The following is an 18,710-nucleotide window of genomic DNA, read 5'->3' as shown; positions in this document are numbered from 1 at the left end:
ACAGGACGGGTCTTAAAGGAATGTCTGTCGACGACTCACCCTACCGCCCGGAACGTCCCTCCTGAGCCGGGTCGACTGTGGCGGCGAGCACCTCCACGAGCAGCGGCCGCACCAGCTCGGCGGGCAGCGCCTCGAGCGTCGCCATGACGACGGCGAGGTCGTCGGGAAGGCCCTCGCTCAGGACGGTGGCCGCCAAGGACGGGTCCGGCGCGGCTGGCGCACGCCCCCGGACCTCGTCAGCCGCCGCGCCCAGGGCCGCGACGAGCTCCTCGACGACGCGCTGCGTCACGGGCGTCACGGTCAGGTGCGCGGTGCGCGGCAGCACCGACCCGTCCGCCTGGACCATCGCCGGCTGGGCCTGCAGCAGGAACCCCCGGCGGCGGACCGCGTCGATCAGCAGGAACGGGTCCACCCGGTCGCCCGCGTCCGCCGTCTCGTCGGAGGCGACCGCCACCAGCGGGCCGGTCGGGTCGCCGACGACGCGAAGCCCGTCGATCCCCGCCACCGCCGCGACCAGCACGTCGGTGGCCGACCGGGTCGCCGCGACGAGCTCGCCGAGACCGTCCGTGCCGAGCACCTGCAGGACTGCCCACGCGGCCGCCATCGACCCGACGCCCCGCGACCCGAGCATCGTCGGGTTCACCACCGGGTAGCCCGGCCAGGCCGTCGTCGCGAAGTACTGGGCGCGGTGCTGCTCGCGCGAACGGTAGAGCACGACCGACGCGCCCTTGGGGGCGAAGCCGAACTTGTGCAGGTCCGCCGAGATCGAGGCGACGCCGGGGAGCGCCAGGTCCCACGGCTCCTCGATCCCGCCCCACCACGGCAGGACCCAGCCTCCGATGCAGGCGTCGACGTGCACGGGCACGCCCGCGGCGGCCGCGACCTCGGCGACGGGGTCGATCACGCCGAAGGGGTAGCTCGGCGCGCTGACCACGACCAGCGCGGTCCGCTCGTCGACCCGCGCGAGCACGTCCGCGGCAGCCGGTGCGCCGGTCGCCGGGTCGACGGGGACCGCGAGGACGTCGAGGTCGAGGTACGCCGCGGCCTTGTGGAACGCGGGGTGGGCTGTGGTCGGCAGGACCAGCGTCGGTCGCGCCTGCGCACCGTTCGTCGCGCGCCACAGGTCCCGGGCGGACTTGACCGCGAGCATGCAGGACTCGGTGCCGCCCGACGTGACCGACCCGACCGTGCCGTCGTCGCCGTGCAGGACGTCCCGGGCGAACGCGACGATCCGGCTCTCGAGCGCGGCGACCGACGTGAACGTGGTCGGGTCCAGGCCGTTGACCGGCAGGAACATGCGGACGGCCTCGGCGGCGACCTCGTCGAGGTCCGGACGTCCGGGGTCGTAGACGTAGGACAGGATCCGTCCGCCGTGGGTCGGTGGGTCGCCCGCACGCCACGACGCCAGGTCGGCCAGGACCTCCTGCGACGGACGGCCGGTTCGACGGTTCACGGGTGGACCTCCTGCGGGGTGGTGCGGTCGACGACGTCCGCCGACAACGGGTAGCGGGACAGCGGCAGCAGGCTCAGCAGCGCCAGCGCGGCCGGAAGCAGCGAGAACGCGAGCGAGATCCCGGTGAGTGCCGACCCGGGCTGCGCGACGGTCTCGTCGGCCGTCTTGGAGACGAAGCCCGTGAGGGCCAGCATGCCGAGCACGAGCGTGGGACCGAGTGCCAGCCCGGCCGTCTCCCCCGCCGTCCACACGCCGCCGAGCACGCCGGCGCGGTCCTCGCCGCGGTCCCTCGCGTCCACGGCGACCACGTCGGGCAGCATCGCGAGCGGGTAGAGCTGCATCCCCGCGTACGCGACACCGGCCAGCGCCACCGACGCGTACACCCACCCGCCGGGCGCCCACCGCATCGGGACCAGCGAGAGCGCCGCCAGGCTGAACAGGACGGAGGCGCCGACGTACGACCGTCGCTTGCCGAACCGCCGGGCCAGCCTCGTCCCCACCGGCATGACCAGCAGGGCCGGCGCGACGAGCGCGACGAACAGGAACGTCACGGCGTTCTCGTCGCCCAGCGTGTAGGTGGCGACGTACTGCGCGCCGGCGAGCATCGCGCCGGTGGCGAGCGCCTGCAGCAGGAAGGCGCCGAGCAGGCGACGGAACGCCGGGATCTCCCGCAGGGCCGCCAGGCCGAGCCGCAGCGCGTCACCCCGCGCGTGCGGACGGACCGAGACGGGTGTCTCGGCGGCGACCTGTGCCTTGCGCGGCGCTCCCCACCAGGCGGCCAGCATGCCGAGCCCGATGGTGACGCCGCCGACCAGACCCATCACGACGTAGCCGGCGCGCCCGCCCCCCGCCGCGTCCCGCACGAGGGGTCCGCCGGCCCCGAACGCGAGGATCGCGACCGCGAGGACGGCGATCCGGGGGGCCAGGAGCCGGGTGCGCGAGGCGTAGTCCGGGGCGATCTCGGCGGGCAGCGCGATGTACGGCACCTGGAAGATCGAGAACGCGGTGGCCGCGGCGACGAAGGCCAGGACGACCCAGACCGCGGCACCGGCACCCTCCAGTGCCTGCGGCGTCGCGAACACCGCCGCGAAGAGCAGCGGGAGCGCCAGGGCCCCGGTGAGCAGAAAGCTTCGCCGGCTCCCGTGCCGCGCCGCCGACGTGTCCGACCGCGCGCCGATGAACGGGTCGATGATCACGTCCCAGAGCTTCGGGACCGTTACCACCAGGCCGGCCAGACCGGCCGCGACGCCGAGGGTGTCGGTCAGGTAGTACGCGAGCACCAGCCCGGGCAAGGTGCCGAACCCGCCGGTCGCCACCGAGCCGAGCGCGTACGAGGTGATGGTGCGCCGCGGCAGCTCGCTCGAGCGCACTGCCGGGTCAGGAGCCGTCGTCACGGGGACATGATGGCAGCCACCGGATCGAGTGCATGAACATGTGCTCCAGTGAAAAACCTGTGCCCATCACCCGGATGCCACGTCATCCGGGGGCCTGCGGGTGACGATGTCCCAAACGTGCTGGCTTCCGTACCGACATGGGTCACCGTCCTGCAGCTTCTCGCTGCGGGGGTCGTGGGTGGCTTCTGTGTGCTGCAGTGGGTCTGGTGGCGCGGGGAACGTCCCGCGAGTGCGGCGTGGTCGTTCGCCTGGTCCCTCGACATGTCCCTGGTCCTCGCCGTGGGAGGGCTCTTCGCCCTGACGCCACCGGGCGCGTTCCAGGACGTCCTGGTGTACCTCCACGCGCAGCTCGTCGCGGCATTCATCCTCATCGCGATCCCCGCGACCCGGGCGATCGCCGGTGGGCCGCCGGTCGGACCGTGGGTGTGGGCCGCGGGCGGCCTCTTCGCGATCCGGGCGATGGTCTGGTGGGTGCCCGACAGCCTGCTCCCAGGGAACCTCGACCCGGTCGGTCTGAGCGAGGCGCTCCTTCTCGTCCCGACGATCGTGGTGATCACCTACGTGGTCCTCGCCGTCGGCCGCACGCGGCTCACGCGGTTCGGGTCGCTGCTCGTCCTCGCCGGCGCCGAGTCGCTCGCGATCTTCACCGCCGGGGTCCTCACGCCCGACCGCGGGCTCGGCGGGATCTTCGCGGCGCTCTGGGCGATCCCGCTCGCCGTCGCGCTCGAGGTCGTCGCGCTCAGCCGCATCCGGGAGGCCCAGGACAGTGCCGCGCTGCAGCACCTCATGCGCGACGCGGTCGCCCGGCTCTCGAACGCCGCCTGGTTCGTCAAGGACGCCGACACCCTCCTGGTCACCGCGCGCGACGAGGCCCGGACGGTCCTGGCCGACCCGAGCATCGAGGCCTCGCTGCGACCCATCGCGCGCGACCGCTTCGTCACCGAGCTGTTCAGCGCCGAGAAGGTCGACCACGCTCCGCAGGCCCGCGCGTTCATGATCGACCTGGCCCAGATCGTCTCCGCGGCCGCCGAGCGCTACCAGCTCGCCGAGCGGCTGCACTCCACCGCTTTCGCGGACTCCCTGACCCGGCTGCCCAACCGCCGCTCGGTCGAGCGTCACCTGGGCGACGTGCTCGACCAGGCCAACGTCGAGCGCACCCGCGTCTCCCTGATCTACTGCGACCTCGACGGCTTCAAGCGCGTGAACGACGCGCTCGGGCACGCGAGCGGCGACGCCCTCCTGGTGCGGGTCGCCGACTACCTTCGGTCCGCCATGGCCGACCGCGAGGCCTACGTCGGCCGGTTCGGTGGCGACGAGTTCGTCGTGGTCCTGTCCCGTGCGCCCTCCGACGTCGACCTGGTCGCCCTGGCCCGGTCGCTGCGCGAGGGCTTCCTCGACCGCACCGTGGGCAGCCGCCCCGCGCGGCTCACGGTCGGCGTGGCCACCTGGCTGCCCGGCGACATCGTCGACGCCGACGCGCTCGTCCGGCACGCCGACACGGCGATGCTCGAGGCCAAGCGCACCCACTCGGGCTTCCGGGTCTTCGACCGGGTCCTGCGCCGCCGCGTCGAGGCCGAGCGCCAGCAGCGCGCCGCCCTGGAGACTGCCGTCACCGGCGGGCACTTCACGGCGTACTTCCAGCCGATCGTCGACGCCCAGACCCTCGAGATCGTCCAGGTCGAGGCGCTCGCCCGCTGGGACCACCACGGCCACCTGATCCTGCCGGCCGACTGGCTCGACCTCGCCGAGGAGACCGGCCTCATCGTGCCGATCGGCCTGTCGGTGCTCAGCCAGGCCCGGCAGGCGCTCGAGCGCTTCCAGATGCCCGTCGCCGTGAACATCGCGGCCCGCCAGCTCGCCGAGCCCGACGCGCTCGCGCAGATCGAGACGGCCTGGGGCGACGCGTTCTGGGAGCACCTGACGCTCGAGATCACCGAGAGCGCGCTGGTCCACACCACGTCCGCGGTGCCCGTGCTGTCCGAGCTCCGCGCCCGCGGCGCCCAGATCGCCGTCGACGACTTCGGCACCGGCTACAGCTCGCTGGCCCGGATCGCTCGGCTGCCCGTCGACCAGCTGAAGATCGACCGGTCCTTCGTCCGCGACATGTCCACCGAGCGCGGTCAGGGCGTGGTGCGCGCGATCGTCGCGCTCGCGCAGACCCACGGGCTCGACGTCGTCGCCGAGGGCGTCGAGACGCCCGACCAGCTCACGGCTCTCATCGCGATGGGCGTCACGCGCGTCCAGGGCAACTTCCTCGGCCGCGCCGCCCCCGGGCTCCCCGTCCGCGGTCCGCGCCCCACCACGGGCACCATCCCGGTGGTCCCCCAGCCGCGGTCGCTGCGCGCGGTCCCGACGCAGGGTCCCCGCGAGGGTTCGCTCGCCGCTATCCAGCGCAGCGTCTGACCGGTACGACGAAGGGCCGCCCACCACGGGCGGCCCTTCGTCGTGCGTGCGTCAGGCGAGCAGCGTCGGCTTCAGGTCGACGATCCGGCCGAGCAGGCCGTTGACGAACGTCGGCGACTCGTCCGTGGACAGCGACCGCGCGAGCTCGACGGCCTCGTCGACCGCGACCGCGTCCGGGACGTCGTCGTTGTAGAGGATCTCCCACGTGCCGATCCGCAGCAGCGCGCGGTCGACGGCCGGCATCCGGTCGACGGTCCAGCCGTGCGCGTGCGTGGCCAGCAGCTCGTCGATGCGGCCCTGCTCCGCGATCACGCCCTCGACCAGGTCGACGGAGTACTGCGGCAGGGACGCCTCGGTGCCCGGCTCGGCGATGCGCTGCGCGAGCAGGCTCACCGGATCGACGCCCCGCTGGTCCGCCTCGAACAGGACGTCCAGCGCGCGCTTGCGTGCCTTGGTTCGAGCACCCACCTCAGTCGTTCACACGGCCGAGGTAGCTCCCGTCGCGGGTGTCCACCTTGACCTTCGTGTTCGCCTCGAGGAACAGCGGCACCTGGATCTCGTAGCCGGTCTCGAGCGTGGCGGGCTTCGTGCCGGCCGAGGAGCGGTCGCCCTGCAGGCCCGGCTCGGTGTACGTGACCTCGAGGACGACCGACGGCGGGAGCTCGACGTACAGGGGCGCACCCTCGTTCGTCGCGACCATCGCGCTCTGGCTCTCGAGGAGGAAGTTGGCGACGTCGCCCACCGTGGCCTCGGGGATGTTGATCTGGTCGTACGTGTCCGTGTCCATGAACACGAAGTCGCTGCCGTCCTTGTACAGGTACTGCATGTCGCGCTTGTCGACGTTGGCAGTCTCGACCTTCAGGCCGGCGTTGAACGTGCGGTCAACGACCTTGCCGGACAGGACGTTCTTCAGCTTGGTGCGGACGAAGGCGCCACCCTTGCCGGGCTTGACGTGCTGGAACTCGATGACGGTCCACAGCTGGCCGTCGATCTTCAGCACGGTGCCGTTCTTCAGGTCGTTGGTGGTCGCCACGATCGTCGCTTTCCTGTCGAGTGATGGGGAGCTGTCTCCGCGGTCCGATCGGACACCCACGCCGCGAGGCGCGCACCCGTGATCGGTCGCAGACCGCCGACCATCCTATCCTGCGCTCGCAGGCGCCCCGACGACCCGTCAGAGGCGGGCGGCGACCGCCTCGAGCGCCAGCCGGTACCCGAGCGGGCCGAAGCCTGCGATCGTCCCGGTCGCGACGGGACCGATCACCGAGACGTGTCGGAAGGTCTCGCGTGCGTACGGGTTGGACAGGTGCACCTCGACGAGCACGAGGCCCGCGGTCGTGACCTGCGCGGCAGAGTCGCGCAACGCGTACGAGTAGTGCGTGAAGGCGGCGGGGTTGAGCACCACGTGCGCCCGGGCGTCGACGGCCTCGTGCAACCAGCCGACGAGCGTGGACTCGTCGTCGGTCTGGCGAACCTCGACCTCCAGGTCCAGCTCCTTCGCCCAGAGCTCGACGGCAGCGACCAGGTCGGCGTGGGAGTCCGAGCCGTAGATCTCCGGCTCTCGGACGCCGAGCCGACCGAGGTTGGGTCCGTTCAGGACCAGCACACGCGCCATGCCGCGAAGCCTAGGCGACGGGGAGCCTGACGCCCGGGCACCACGCGCGCGTCAGAGCGAGACGAGGCGCGACGGCGGGGCCGCACCCTCGCTCACCTCGGCGTAGGCCGCGGCGAGCAGGGTGGGGTCAGGGCCTTCGAGACGGACCGGCTTGCCGATGTCCTCGAGCACCACGAAGCGCAGCAGGTCGCCCCGGGTCTTCTTGTCGCGGCGCATGGCGGACATCAGCTGTTCCCACCGGTCGCCGCGGTAGGACACGGGCAGCCCGAGCGACGTCAGGACCGAACGGTGACGGTCGACGACCTCGTCGGACAGGCGCCCGGCCAGCCGCGCGAGCTCGGCGACGAACACCATGCCGACCGAGACGGCGGCACCGTGGCGCCACTGGAACCGCTCGACGTGCTCGACCGCGTGCCCGAAGGTGTGGCCGTAGTTGAGGATCTCGCGCAGGCCGGCCTCCTTGAGGTCCTCGCCGACGACGTCCGCCTTCACCTGCACCGACCGCTCGATCAGCTCGAGCAGCACGGGCGACGCAGCCGCGGCCGCCGGGTCCTGCAGGAGCTCGACGTTCTGCTCGACCAGCTCGAGGATCCGGGGGTCGGCGATGAACCCGCACTTGACGACCTCGGCAAGTCCGGCGACGAAGTCGTGCTTGGGCATCGATGCGAGCGCCGCGAGGTCGCACAGGACGCCGACGGGCGGGTGGAACGCGCCGACGAGGTTCTTGCCCTCGGCGGTGTTGATCCCCGTCTTGCCGCCGACGGCCGCGTCGACCATCGCGAGCACCGTCGTCGGCACCTGGACGACGCGGATGCCGCGCAGCCACGTCGCCGCCACGAACCCGCCGAGGTCCGTCGTCGCCCCGCCACCGACCGCGACGATCGCGTCGGTCCGCGTGAAGTCCGCCTGGCCCAGCACCTGCCACAGGAACGCCGCGACCTGCGCGGTCTTGGCCTCTTCCGCGTCCGGCACCTCGGCGATGAAGGCCTCGTACCCGTGGGTGAGCAGCTCCTCACGGATGACGTCGGCGGTCGCGGCGAGGGCCGCCGGGTGCACGACGAGCACGCGGCGCACGCCGGTGCCGAGCAGACCCGGCAGGGCTCCGAGGAGGTGGTGCCCGATCAGTACGTCGTAGGGCTGGTCGCCGTGCACCCGCACGGTCACGGGCTCGGTCATGAGGACTCCTCGTCCGCCTGGGGCGCCTGCCCGGTACGCAGGTCGGCCAGCTGGAGCTCGATCCGTTCCGCCACGTCGGCGGGTCGCAGGCCGTCGGTCAGGACGTGCAACGTCGACACCGCCTCATACACCGGGCGGCGCGCCTCCATCAGGGCCTGCCACTGTGCGCGCGGATTGCCCAGGAGCAGCGGCCGAGAGGTGTTGAAGCCGACCCGGGGTGCCGCGAACGCCAGCGAGACGTCCAGGAACACCACGACTCCCCCGCCCGACCGGTAGCCGTCCAGCGCGTCCTGCGTGCGCGGGTCGAGGACCGCTCCCCCGCCCAGGGCGAGGACGCCCTCGTGCTCGGCGAGCGCCGCAGCGACGGCGGCGGTCTCCAGCTCCCGGAACCGCGGCTCCCCGTCCTCGACGAAGATGTCGGCGATCCGCTTGCCGGCCACCGTCTCGACGTCGGCGTCGGTGTCCCGCACGGCGAGCTGCCAGCGCTCGCCGAGGGCGAGGCCGACGGTCGACTTCCCCGATCCCGGCGGGCCGACGAGCACGATCCGCGGACCGTCGGGCACAGCGCTCACGCGAGCAGGTCCGGGATCGAGGCGACGTACGCGTCCAGGTTGCGCCGGACCTCGGCGACAGAGTCGCCGCCGGTCTTCTCGAGGAGGGCGTCGGCGATCACGAGCGCGACCATCGCCTCGGCCACGACCGCGGCGGGGGGCACCGCGCACACGTCCGAGCGCTGGTGCTGCGCCTTGGTCGCCTCCCCCGTGGCGGTGTCGACCGTGTCCAGAGCACGCGGCACCGTCGAGATGGGCTTCATCGCGGCGCGGACACGCAGGGTCTCGCCGTTCGACATCCCGCCCTCGATGCCGCCCGCGCGGTTGGTACGCCGCGCGATGACGCCGGACGCGTCGCGCTCGATCTCGTCGTGCGCCTGCGAGCCTCGGCGCGCCGCGGTGCGGAAGCCGTCACCCACCTCGACGCCCTTGATGGCCTGGATGCCCATGAGCGCGGCCGCCAGCCGGCCGTCGAGCTTGCGGTCGGCGTGCACGTAGGACCCGAGGCCCGACGGCAGCCCGTAGACCAGGACCTCGACAACGCCGCCGAGGGTGTCGCCGTCCTTATGGCACTGGTCGATCTCCTCGACCATCGCGGCCGACGACGCGGCGTCGAAGCAGCGCACCGGGTCGGCGTCGAGCGCGACCAGGTCGTCGGGCGTGGGCAGGTCGGCGCCCTCCGGGACGGAGACGGGACCGATCGACACGACGTGCGAGACGAGGCGGATGCCCGCCGACTGCTCGAGGAACCGGGCGGCCACCGTGCCTAGGGCCACGCGCGTGGCGGTCTCGCGGGCGCTCGCGCGCTCGAGCACCGGGCGCGCGTCGTCGAATCCGTACTTGCGCATGCCGACCAGGTCGGCGTGGCCGGGCCGCGGCCGCGTGAGGGGCGCGTTGCGCGCGCGGTTCAGGACGTCGGCGTCGTCCACCGGGTCCGACGCCATGACGTCGACCCACTTGGGCCACTCCGTGTTCCCGATCTCGATCGCGACCGGGCCGCCCTGCGTCCGGCCGTGCCGGACACCGCCCAGCAACCGCACCGCGTCCTGCTCGAACTTCATCCGAGCCCCGCGGCCGTAGCCGAGGCGGCGGCGCGCGAGCGCCTCCTGGATGTCGGAGCTCTGCACCTCGACGTCAGCGGGGAGCCCTTCGAGGATGCCGACGAGCGCCGGGCCGTGGGACTCACCGGAGGTCAACCAACGCAACATGCCACGGATCCTCCCACGGTCGGCGGGCGCTCCGGGCAGCGATCCGACCAGTGGGCGCGCAACGACGACGGCGCCGCAGACGAGGGGTCTGCAGCGCCGTCGTCAGTGCTGGTCGCTGATGCTACGCGACCGGGACCAGCGGGTTCTTGTCGGCCGGCGGGACCGGCAGCGCGGGCGGTGCCGCATCCGGGTCGACGGGAGCGACGGGCGCCGCGTTGGTGTCCTGCAGGACCAGCACAGAGCCGGCGATGATCAGCTCGAGGTCGCCGACAGTCGTCGCCGGGCGACCACCGCCCGCCTCGGTGTCGACCTGGCCCGTGGCCGTGAGCGCCGAGACGACGAAGAGTCGACCAGTGCCGACCTGAAGGTCGTTGAGGAAGGCCTCCACGTTGGCGTAGGACCCGATCACGTCCATGGACACCGCGATCTGGTAGAAGCCCGCCACGCCGGCAGGGGCTGCCGGCGTAACCGTGCCGTCCTCCGCCGTTGTCCCCTCAGCAGGAGCAGCCGTATCGGTCGTCGCAGGGTCGGTCGTGGCCGGGTCCGTCGCCGGGGCGACCGGGACCAGGGGCACGACCGTCTGGGACGGCGACATCGACACCGACATGATCGTGACCGAGTAGGTCGCGGCCAGAGCGGAGACCTGGCGGTTGAAGTCCGCGATGGCGCTGACCGGCGGGACGCGCTGCTGCAGCCCCGCCAGCTCGGACTTGTAGTCGTCCAGCTTGAGCGACTGCTCCTTGAGCTGGGCGACCTGGGTCTGCAGCATCTCGTTCTGCTGCGCCGTGGTCTCGACCTGCTCGTTGGCCTCGGCCGTCGCCGTGGTGACGGGCGAGATCAGCAGGAACCACGCCCCCACGACGAGCAGCAGCGAGACGATGACGGTGCCAGCGATCCACGGGGCACTCTTGGAGCCGGTCATGTCAGCCCTCCTCGGGGTCGGCGAAGCGGGGCACGACCGCGGTCGCGTCGACCTGGACGTTCGTGGTGATCGCGAAGTAGGGCTCGCCCGTCTCGGCGGTCAGGGACGCCATGGACAGCGTCGGGCTCGAGAGGTTCGGGATAGCGTCGAGCGCGTCGAGCCAGGCCGCCGTGTTGGGCAGCGTGGTCGCACGCACCGTGAACGAGATGTTCGCGACGCCCGGCGTCACCAGCGGGTCCTGCGGCCCGACCGCGGCCATCCAGGGCGTGGTCTGCGACACGATGAACGAGTCGATGCTCACGCCCTCGGGCAGCACGGCGGTGATCGCGTCCAGGTAGGACTTCCACTGGATCTCGGTCGAGGTGCCGAGCTGGAGGGCGTCCTTGGTCCGCGCGAGGTTGGCCAGGACACGCGGCACCTCGTCGTACTTGGCGACCTCCGTCTGGAGCTCGGCGGTACGCGCCTGCTCGGTGGCGAGCGTGTTCTCGGCGGAGTTCCTCGCGAGCATCGCGAGCACGTAGACCAGGCCGATCGCGACGACGACGATCACCAGGGCGATCGCCAGCCAGCGCTTGACGTTGACGAGACCCCGCGCGGCGCGGACCTCGGGCGGCAGGAGGTTGACCTGGGGCAGCGACGAGGCTCCGAGGCCGGGCCCGGAGGCGCGCGACGGCGCCTTGGTCGCCTTGGTCATGGTGAGGCTCATGCTGCGACTCCGTATGCCAGGCCCACGGGCAGTGCCATGAGCGACTCGCGACCGGCGAAGGCCTCACGGCCACCGGCCGTGCGGGCGACCGAGATCGTGGACAGGGGGTCTCCGAGGGTGACCGGCAGGCGGCTCGCGCTCGACAGGTACTGGCCGAGACCCGGCAGGTGCGACCCTCCCCCAGTCAGCACGACGACGTCGATGCCGGCACCGGGATTGTTGGTCGAGTAGTAGACGAATGTGTTCCGCACGGCCTCGATGAGATTGCGGGTCACGGTTGCCAGGGCGTCGCTGGCCTCCTGGAGCTCGGGGCCGACGGCGAAGCCGACGCCGATCTGCCGCTTGAGCGCCTCGGCCTCGAGCCCCGAGATGTTCATGCCGCGCGCGATCGTGTCCGTCGCGTCCTGGCCGCCGTTCGGCAGCGTCCGGACGAACTGCGGGACACCGTGCGCGACGATCGTGACGTCCGTGACGCGCGCACCGATGTCGACCAGTGCGACCGTGCGCTGCGCGAGCTCGCCACGGGCGATGCCACGCAGGAGCGCGAACGCGTTGAGATCGACCATCGTGGCGCGCAGGCCCGCCGACTCCACGGCCATGACGTTCGCCGTGACCGTGTCCCGCACGGCGGCGACGAGCAGGCCGTTGACGATCCGCCCCTGCTCGCTCATGCCTTCGCCGGTCGGGTAGAAGTCGAGCAGAGCCTCGTCCGCCGCCATGGGCAGGAGCTCCTGGACCTGGAACGGCAGCGACGAGCGCAGCTGAGCCAGCGGCATGTAGGGCAGCGACAGGTCGCGGACGACGACGCGCTGGTTCCCGACGCCGATGACGACTTCCTTCGAGTCGAACTTGGCCGTCGCCCACAGCTGCTTGATCGCCTGCGTGACGGTTGCCTGGTCGGCGACCTCACCGTCGCGGACGGCGCCCAGCGGGAGCGCCACCTCGCCGAACCGCACGAGGGTGGGCGCAGTCTTTCCTCCCGGTCCGCCTGCGCCGAACTCCAGCTGTGCCGCACGTACGGCGGTCGTGCCTATGTCGAGCCCGATGACCCGCGTCTTAGCCACGCTCTACCCCTTCCGGTAAGCACTGCTGTGCTTCTACCGGTATCGGGTCACGGCACGGACGACTTGAGCGATTCGCCGCTCTCGGATCGTCGGGTCTCAGCCCAGGAGCGAGAGGTACGCCGAGCCGAGGGCTTCGCCCGCGACGATGCCGATGCCCGCGCCGATCAGCATGTACGGACCGAACGGGATCCGTGACTTGCGCGTCGCCCTCCGGCTCAGGAGCAGGACGATCGACACGATGCCGCCGACGAGGAAGGCGGCGAACGCACCCACGACGAGCGAGGACCAGCCGAGCCAGCCGAGGTAGAGGCCGAGCACCCCGGCGAGCTTGACGTCCCCGAAGCCCATGCCCCCGGGCCGCAGCACCATGAGGCCGAAGTAGAACGCGTACAGGGCGGCGGCACCGATCGCTCCCCGGCCGAGCGCGACCCAGTCGTCGTTCGCCCAGCTCGCGACGGCGAGCAGCACCAGGGCGACCGGGTACGACGGCAGGACGATCGCGTTGGGAAGTCGGTTGGTGTCGAGGTCGATCATCGTCAGCGCGACGCCGATCGCCGCCAGGTACAGGAACGCGGGTAGCTCCGCCGAGAACCCCGCCCACCAGCCGACTGCCGCGAACAGCACGCCGGTGGCGGCCTCGACCAGCGGGTAGCGCGCCGAGATGGGTGCGCCGCAGTCGCGGCACCGTCCCCGCAGGATCAGCCAGGACAGCACCGGGACGTTGTCGCGTGCACGGATCTGGGCGCCGCACCGCGGGCAGGCGCTCGGCGGCGAGACGATCGACTCGCCCCGCGGGACGCGCCAGATCACGACGTTCAGGAAGGAACCGACGAGGAGCCCGAGGACGCCGCAGAGGACTGCGACCGTCACGTCGTCGAAGGCACTCAGTTCTTCAGCTCCTTGTAGTCGCTCAACCCGGCGTCCTTGTCCACGACCGGAGCGTTCCACTTCTGCTCGGGTCCGCCGGTGCAGGTGACCATGATCAGCTTGGACCACGAGCTGTCCAGCTTGTCGCCGAGGCTGATGCACCGACCGTACTGGTCCGTGAACGTCCAGCTGCTCGTGTACACGCCGGTGTCCGCGGTGCGGGTCCACTTCTGGTCCGCCGCCGTCGAGCAGGGCGTCACGAAGGTGACGTAGGCGGGGTTCGCGGTCAGGGACGGGGTCTTGAGGCAGTACTTCGCCCCGGGGATGCCCTTTGCGGTGTCCGAGTTGCCGTTCACCACGGAGATCTGCTGACCGGTCTGCGTGCCGAGGAGCCCCGGGGGCTCGGTGTAGCTCCACTTGTGGTTCCAGTTGAGCTTCGAGCCACCGCTCGGGTCCTGCTTGCAGGGGTAGTCGATCATGAACAGCTCGATGACCTTCTCGCCGGTGACGTCCATGCAGCGGCCGAACTCGAGCGTGTTGACGATCTGCTGGGTGGCCTTGCTGGCGGCGCCGGCACCCACACGGGGGTCGGGGTCGAAGGCCGCGTAGGCCGTGTTGCCGGTCAGGCAGCCGCCGTACTTCAGCGTCTTGCCGATGAGGTCGGCGTCGCTGTAGGTGCTTCCCGAGTTGATGCAGTAGCCCGAGTAGTTCGTGTTCGCGGCGTTCTGCCCCTCCCACTGCGCGCCACCGCGCCAGCTGAACATCTGGTTGGTGCTCCCCGCGACGCACTGGGTGAGTGTGACGATGACGCCGCCGCCGCCGCCCGAGTTGCCGGTGAGGCACAGCGGCGTCGCTCCCAGGTCCGTGACGGACAGGTGGATCGCGTAGTCGGTGCCGTAGGTCCACAGCTGGCGAGGGTCGTCGTTTCCGCACTGGGCCGAGTCGACGTAGGTGACGGTCGAGCCGATCACCTGTCCGGTCGCCTGCAGGCAGTGCTTGTCACCGAACGCGTAGATCGTGCCGCCCTCGATGTTGTTGTGCGTCACCTTGAACGTGTACATCGTCTCGAGGAGCCGATCGCCCGCCGTGGTGGCCAGTCCGGACACACCCGCGTCGAGCCCCGACGCCGAGAGGATGGCGAAGCTCGGCGAGATGGTCACGCCCGTCCCCGGCGTGCAGATCAGCTTGTTCGCGGCGCGCCATGCGTCCGTCGTCCCGGTGGGGTCCTGGTCGAAGTACGAGACGTTGACCGAGTACGTCAGGGTGCTCGTCGACCCGTTCACCTTGCCCTGGACGGTGCAGGGCAGCTTCGTCGGGGCGCCGTAGATGTTGCCGTCGATGTCGACGGGCCCGAGGGCCGAGCGGATCTGGCTGAGCGCCGAGTCGATGCCGGTCTCCGCAGCGAAGACCGTCCGGGTGTTCTTGTCGGCGAACATCGTCGGCTTGACCTGCGCGACGATGACCCCGAGCAGCAGCACGCTCAACGCGCTCATCACCATGATGAGCATGATCACGGTGAGCATGGCCACGCCCTCGTCACCCGCCTCAGCGGCACGGCGACGCTCGAGAAGGGTGCGGATCGACATCACGGCCTCCCGGGCCCGGAGCAGACAGGGTTGGCGCTCTGACCAGGCACGGACGCCGACTCGGCGTTCGACTGCGAGGAGCCACTGGTGTTGCGAGCGATGAAGAAGGAGTCCAGCTGCGCGCCGGCCTTGGAGGTGGCGCCGGCGCCGGGGCCCATGTCGAGGAAGACCCTCAGCTGCTGCTTCTGGTAGGTGCTCCCTGCGGGCGTGAACACGAACGGGCGCTGGCTGACGACGGACAGGTCGTTGCGCACGTTGATCGCCATCGTGTTCCAGGCCGACACGACGGGTGTCGCCTGCACGCGCCAGGTGCGGACGTCGAGCTTGCGGGTCGAGGCCGTGTACCGCCACTGGGTGCACAGCGGCTGCTGGCCGGCGTCGACCGCGGAGATCAGGTACTCGACGTAGTACGTGCCGGTCGTCGCGCCGGCGCCCGGCCGGTTGATGCTCGACGAGTACCGGATCTCCTTGTCCATGCGCTGGAACACCTTGCGGGCCGCGTCTCCGGCGTTGCTGACGCCCTGCGCCCGCGAGGTGTCCTTCGTCATGACCACGACGCCGCCCATGAAGATCCCGACGATCACCGTGAGGATGCCCATCGAGACGAGCAGCTCGACCAGGGTCATGCCGCTCTCGTACTCGCTGGTGCGGCGCCGCAGCGCTGCTCGGAAGCGGGTCACGGCCGGTTCACCGTGATCGAGACCGCGGCCGGGTCAGAGGACACCGTGAGGGCTCCGTTCGTCCAGGTCATCGTGTAGGAGAACGTGCAGGTGCCGGTCTTGTCGCCGTTGTTCCAGGTCGGCGCCTTGAACGTCATCCCGGTCGCACTGCCTGTGGCGACCGCGACGTTCGGTGCCGTCACGGTCGCGCCGCCGCCGATGGTGCAGACGGGCGCCGTCGGGACGAAGGTCATGCCCGTGAACGACGTCGGCACGACGCCGGACGGCAAGGTGAGCGCCTTGGCCGGCTGCCCCGACGTGAAGCCGGAGGCGGCCGTGATGGGCTGAGCGATCGGCTTGATCTTGACGGTGATCGTCTTCTCGTCGGACGCCGCGCTCACGCCCTTCTTGATCGTGTACTTGAACGTGAACACGCCCACCTGGTTCAGCTGGCTCGAGGAGATCGTCCAGATGATGTCGGTCTTGGCCGCGTTGAGGCTCGGGGACCCGCCGTTGCTCGGCGTCGCCGACCCGCTCGAGAGCGTCAGGATGTAGGCGCTCTTCGGGGACAGGCCCAGTGCAGTGACGATGTCGATCGGGTAGGTCGTGGCGCTGGGGCTCGCGTTGAAGACGAACTCCTTGTCCTGCGAGACGGGCTTGGCGGGGACGCTCACGACGATCGTCATGGTCGCCTCGTCGCTCTCGAGCCCGCTCGAGTCCTTGACCTTGTACTTCACCGTCACGGTCCCGGGGCTCGACGTGGACGTGTAGTTCAGCGTCGTGCCGCTCACGGTCGCCGCGGCACCGCCCGTGCCGCCGGTGATGGTCGCGGTCATGCCGGTGCCGATGACGGGCAGCGCCCAGCTGCCGGTCGCGTTCGTCTCCATGGACAGGCTCTGCGCGCTCGCCTTGGGCCGGACGCTGTACGTGACGGTCGCCTCGTTCGAGGTGCGGCCGGCGCCGTCCTTCAGGCGGTACTTGATCGTGGTCTTGCCCGACGCGTTCGTCGGCGGCGTGTACTTGATCCGGCCGATCTCCGTGCCGGTCGTGATCGCCACCGCGGTGCCGAACGACGTGTTCTGCGTGATGGTCGTCGGGTTCACGCCGGCGGTGATGAAGCCGTAGACGTCGTTCGCGAGGGTGTTGGAGACATCGCCCACCGAGCCCGTGACCGTGGAGCTCTCGTCGTCGTACGCGACGGGCTTGGCCGTGAGGTTCCAGTTGGCGTCGACCGTCGGATCGACCAAGGTGGACACCCGGTACTCGCAGGACGAGCCCTTGCACTCGGTCGCCTTGCCGGGCAGCCAGCTCACGACGACGGTGACGCGGAAGAGCTGGGCGGACAGACCGGGGTCCGCCTTGGTGCAGTTCTGGTCGGACGCGCTCGCGGCCTTGGGGCGGAAGCAGGTGCCGATGAGGGTGGTCACGGTGTACGTGGCGTTGGAGACCTTGGTCGTGTACGTGATGGGGAGCACGGCGCCGCCGGGGCGGGTCGCGGCGGCGGTGTCGTATGCGCCGGTCATCTCGGCGACGTCGGTCGCCTTCGCGGCCGCGAACGAGGCGTTGACCGCCGTCTGAGTCCGCCCGAGGATCAGGCCGTTGACGGCGGGGGCGTCGCCCGTGAGGCGCGGGTAGACGGCGTGGACCTTCTCCATGGCCTGGCTGGCCACCGTGACGGCGGCCTGGTTGCGCTGGAGGTGTGAGGCACTCTGCATGCCGCGGACGAAGAACGTCAACGCGGCGGCGGCGACGACGCCGAGGAGGGTGAGGGCAACGACCACCTCGATCAGCGTCAGGCCCGCGTCGGACCCTCGCTCGATCGCTCGCTGCATGCGCCGCGGTGTCATCGGTTCCCTCTCGTCCGAACTCAGGGCCGGGGGCGGCGAGCTGCCGTCCCCGGCCCTGAGGTGATGCTGGTGTCCCGTGAGCCGGGCAGTGCTGGTGGCTTCTAGCTGTTCAGGCTCAGAAGGTGCCGGCGGCCGGGCAGACCGTGGTCGCCTTCGACTGGAGGCCACCCTTGCTGCTGATGTAGACCCAGTGCTGCGTGGCCTTGCCGGTCGGCGCGTTGCCTTCGAGGCAGTACGCGTTGGTGGCGGTGTTGAGGGTGCCGCTGACGGTGTTCTTCCCCGAGAGCGTGACGGTCACGGTCGTGGGGGCGTTGATCGTCGAGATGCCGCTGTCGGCAGTCGAGGAGACCGTGTAGTAGGCCTGCTCGTCGGTGTAGACCGTCTCGAGCTCGTTGGCGACCGTGCGCAGGTCGGACTTGATCGACGCGTCGACCGCCTTCTTGCGCTGGTTCAGGAAGACCGGGATGGCGATGGCGGCGAGGATGCCGATGATGATGATGACGACGAGGAGCTCGATGAGCGTGAAGCCCTGGTCCTTCTCGTCGATGGACTTGCGAACGCGAGCGATCATGCGACCGTTCCCCATTTCAGTGTCGATTCGAAGACTGCATCAGGTGCGTCCGCCGAGGCGGCTTGGCATGTGTTGTTTCTCGGCATCCACGGCGCCGACTTGAGGCGCCGGACCGGGCCAATAAAGGCAGTTCACTCGAACGGCCCAGATGTGCGATTCGCGTGTGTCCGGGCCGTTGCCGAGGACGACCGATGGCCATGCCCCGCGGAGGGGACATGGCCATCGGTCGAGTCGGTGGTCGGCCTGCGCAAGGCGCGCCAGACCAGCCGTCAGTCAGATCAGAAGCCGGCGCAGTCCTGGACGGCCTTCGCCTGCAGGCCACCCTTGTTGCTCATGTAGACCCAGTCCTGGGTCGCCTTGCCGGTGTCGCCGGTGCCCACCAGGCAGTACGCGTTCTTCTCGGTGTTCAGGGTGCCGACGACCTTGTTCTTGCCCGAGAGCGTGACGCTCACCGTCGGCGACGAAGCGATGACCGCCGTGCCAGCCGTGGCGGACGAGACCGTGTAGTAGGTCGTGTCGTCCGTGTAGACCGTCTCGAGCTCGTTGGCGACCGTGCGCAGGTCGGACTTGATCGACGCGTCGACCGCCTTCTTGCGCTGGTTCAGGAAGACCGGGATGGCGATGGCGGCGAGGATGCCGATGATGATGATGACGACGAGGAGCTCGATGAGCGTGAAGCCAGCGTGAAGCC

At 70.8% G+C, this 18,710-nt stretch carries 18 protein-coding genes; 1 reads left to right on the top strand and 17 read right to left on the bottom strand.

Features of this window, described 5'->3' with window-relative positions:
* Positions 1–40: 40 nt before the first annotated feature.
* Both AC1DZC_RS02600 and AC1DZC_RS02595 read right to left on the bottom strand, forming a co-directional pair.
* Positions 41–1,453: a pyridoxal phosphate-dependent decarboxylase family protein gene (locus tag AC1DZC_RS02600; RefSeq protein WP_477042148.1), complete on the bottom strand. Its 1,413-nt coding sequence runs from the start codon at positions 1,451–1,453 to the stop codon at positions 41–43.
* The gene (locus AC1DZC_RS02595) at positions 1,450–2,847 is read right to left on the bottom strand and encodes an MFS transporter (RefSeq protein WP_477039421.1); all 1,398 of its coding nucleotides are present in this window, start codon (positions 2,845–2,847) and stop codon (positions 1,450–1,452) included. Before AC1DZC_RS02595 ends, AC1DZC_RS02600 begins: the two co-directional genes overlap by 4 nt.
* Before the next feature lie 189 nt (positions 2,848–3,036).
* On the opposite strand from AC1DZC_RS02595, the gene AC1DZC_RS02590 reads away from it, so the two are divergent.
* Positions 3,037–5,250 (top strand): putative bifunctional diguanylate cyclase/phosphodiesterase, encoded by a 2,214-nt coding sequence (locus AC1DZC_RS02590; protein ID WP_477042147.1) that lies wholly within the window; start codon positions 3,037–3,039, stop codon positions 5,248–5,250.
* 51 nt (positions 5,251–5,301) lie between these two features.
* Here the strand turns inward: AC1DZC_RS02590 and nusB are convergent, their stop codons facing one another.
* The 15 genes from nusB to AC1DZC_RS02515 all read right to left on the bottom strand — a co-directional run.
* Complete coding sequence (gene nusB, locus AC1DZC_RS02585; protein WP_477042146.1) at positions 5,302–5,718, bottom strand: transcription antitermination factor NusB; 417 nt, start codon at positions 5,716–5,718, stop codon at positions 5,302–5,304.
* 1 nt (position 5,719) lies between these two features.
* Positions 5,720–6,283 carry an elongation factor P gene (efp, locus tag AC1DZC_RS02580; protein WP_477039424.1) on the bottom strand — a complete coding sequence of 188 codons (564 nt, stop codon included), beginning with the start codon at positions 6,281–6,283 and terminating at the stop codon, positions 5,720–5,722.
* Positions 6,284–6,421: 138 nt separating this feature from the next.
* Positions 6,422–6,862, bottom strand: a complete 441-nt coding sequence (gene aroQ, locus AC1DZC_RS02575; protein WP_477039425.1) for a type II 3-dehydroquinate dehydratase — start codon at positions 6,860–6,862, stop codon at positions 6,422–6,424.
* Between the two features lie 51 nt (positions 6,863–6,913).
* Positions 6,914–8,038, bottom strand: a complete 1,125-nt coding sequence (gene aroB, locus AC1DZC_RS02570; RefSeq protein WP_477042145.1) for a 3-dehydroquinate synthase — start codon at positions 8,036–8,038, stop codon at positions 6,914–6,916.
* Positions 8,035–8,610, bottom strand: coding sequence for a shikimate kinase (locus AC1DZC_RS02565; protein WP_477039427.1), 576 nt, complete (start codon positions 8,608–8,610; stop codon positions 8,035–8,037). Before AC1DZC_RS02565 ends, aroB begins: the two co-directional genes overlap by 4 nt.
* Positions 8,607–9,797, bottom strand: a complete 1,191-nt coding sequence (gene aroC / locus AC1DZC_RS02560) for a chorismate synthase (protein ID WP_477042144.1) — start codon at positions 9,795–9,797, stop codon at positions 8,607–8,609. The genes AC1DZC_RS02565 and aroC overlap by 4 nt, the downstream gene beginning before the upstream one ends.
* Positions 9,798–9,918: 121 nt before the next feature.
* Positions 9,919–10,719 (bottom strand): hypothetical protein, encoded by an 801-nt coding sequence (locus AC1DZC_RS02555; RefSeq protein WP_477042143.1) that lies wholly within the window; start codon positions 10,717–10,719, stop codon positions 9,919–9,921.
* Position 10,720: 1 nt separating this feature from the next.
* Positions 10,721–11,425 carry a PilN domain-containing protein gene (locus AC1DZC_RS02550; RefSeq protein WP_477042142.1) on the bottom strand — a complete coding sequence of 235 codons (705 nt, stop codon included), beginning with the start codon at positions 11,423–11,425 and terminating at the stop codon, positions 10,721–10,723.
* Positions 11,422–12,489: a type IV pilus assembly protein PilM gene (gene pilM, locus AC1DZC_RS02545; RefSeq protein WP_477042141.1), complete on the bottom strand. Its 1,068-nt coding sequence runs from the start codon at positions 12,487–12,489 to the stop codon at positions 11,422–11,424. Before pilM ends, AC1DZC_RS02550 begins: the two co-directional genes overlap by 4 nt.
* A 96-nt stretch (positions 12,490–12,585) precedes the next feature.
* A complete protein-coding gene (locus AC1DZC_RS02540; RefSeq protein ID WP_477042140.1) occupies positions 12,586–13,359 on the bottom strand; it encodes a prepilin peptidase in 774 nt (257 codons plus the stop codon).
* A 14-nt stretch (positions 13,360–13,373) separates the two neighbouring features.
* Entirely contained in the window at positions 13,374–14,942 is a 1,569-nt protein-coding gene (locus tag AC1DZC_RS02535; protein ID WP_477042139.1) for a hypothetical protein, read from the bottom strand.
* A complete protein-coding gene (locus AC1DZC_RS02530) occupies positions 14,942–15,622 on the bottom strand; it encodes a hypothetical protein (protein ID WP_477042138.1) in 681 nt (226 codons plus the stop codon). Before AC1DZC_RS02530 ends, AC1DZC_RS02535 begins: the two co-directional genes overlap by 1 nt.
* Positions 15,619–17,433, bottom strand: coding sequence for an Ig-like domain-containing protein (locus AC1DZC_RS02525; RefSeq protein WP_477042137.1), 1,815 nt, complete (start codon positions 17,431–17,433; stop codon positions 15,619–15,621). The genes AC1DZC_RS02530 and AC1DZC_RS02525 overlap by 4 nt, the downstream gene beginning before the upstream one ends.
* A 130-nt stretch (positions 17,434–17,563) precedes the next feature.
* Positions 17,564–18,019 carry a prepilin-type N-terminal cleavage/methylation domain-containing protein gene (locus tag AC1DZC_RS02520; protein ID WP_477042136.1) on the bottom strand — a complete coding sequence of 152 codons (456 nt, stop codon included), beginning with the start codon at positions 18,017–18,019 and terminating at the stop codon, positions 17,564–17,566.
* A 278-nt stretch (positions 18,020–18,297) separates the two neighbouring features.
* Positions 18,298–18,710 (bottom strand): prepilin-type N-terminal cleavage/methylation domain-containing protein (locus tag AC1DZC_RS02515; protein WP_477042135.1); only part of this gene is annotated, 413 nt, incomplete at its 5' end.

Source organism: Cellulomonas sp. P2_B4 (assembly GCF_056404795.1).
This window is presented reverse-complemented; position numbering and strand designations above follow the sequence as displayed.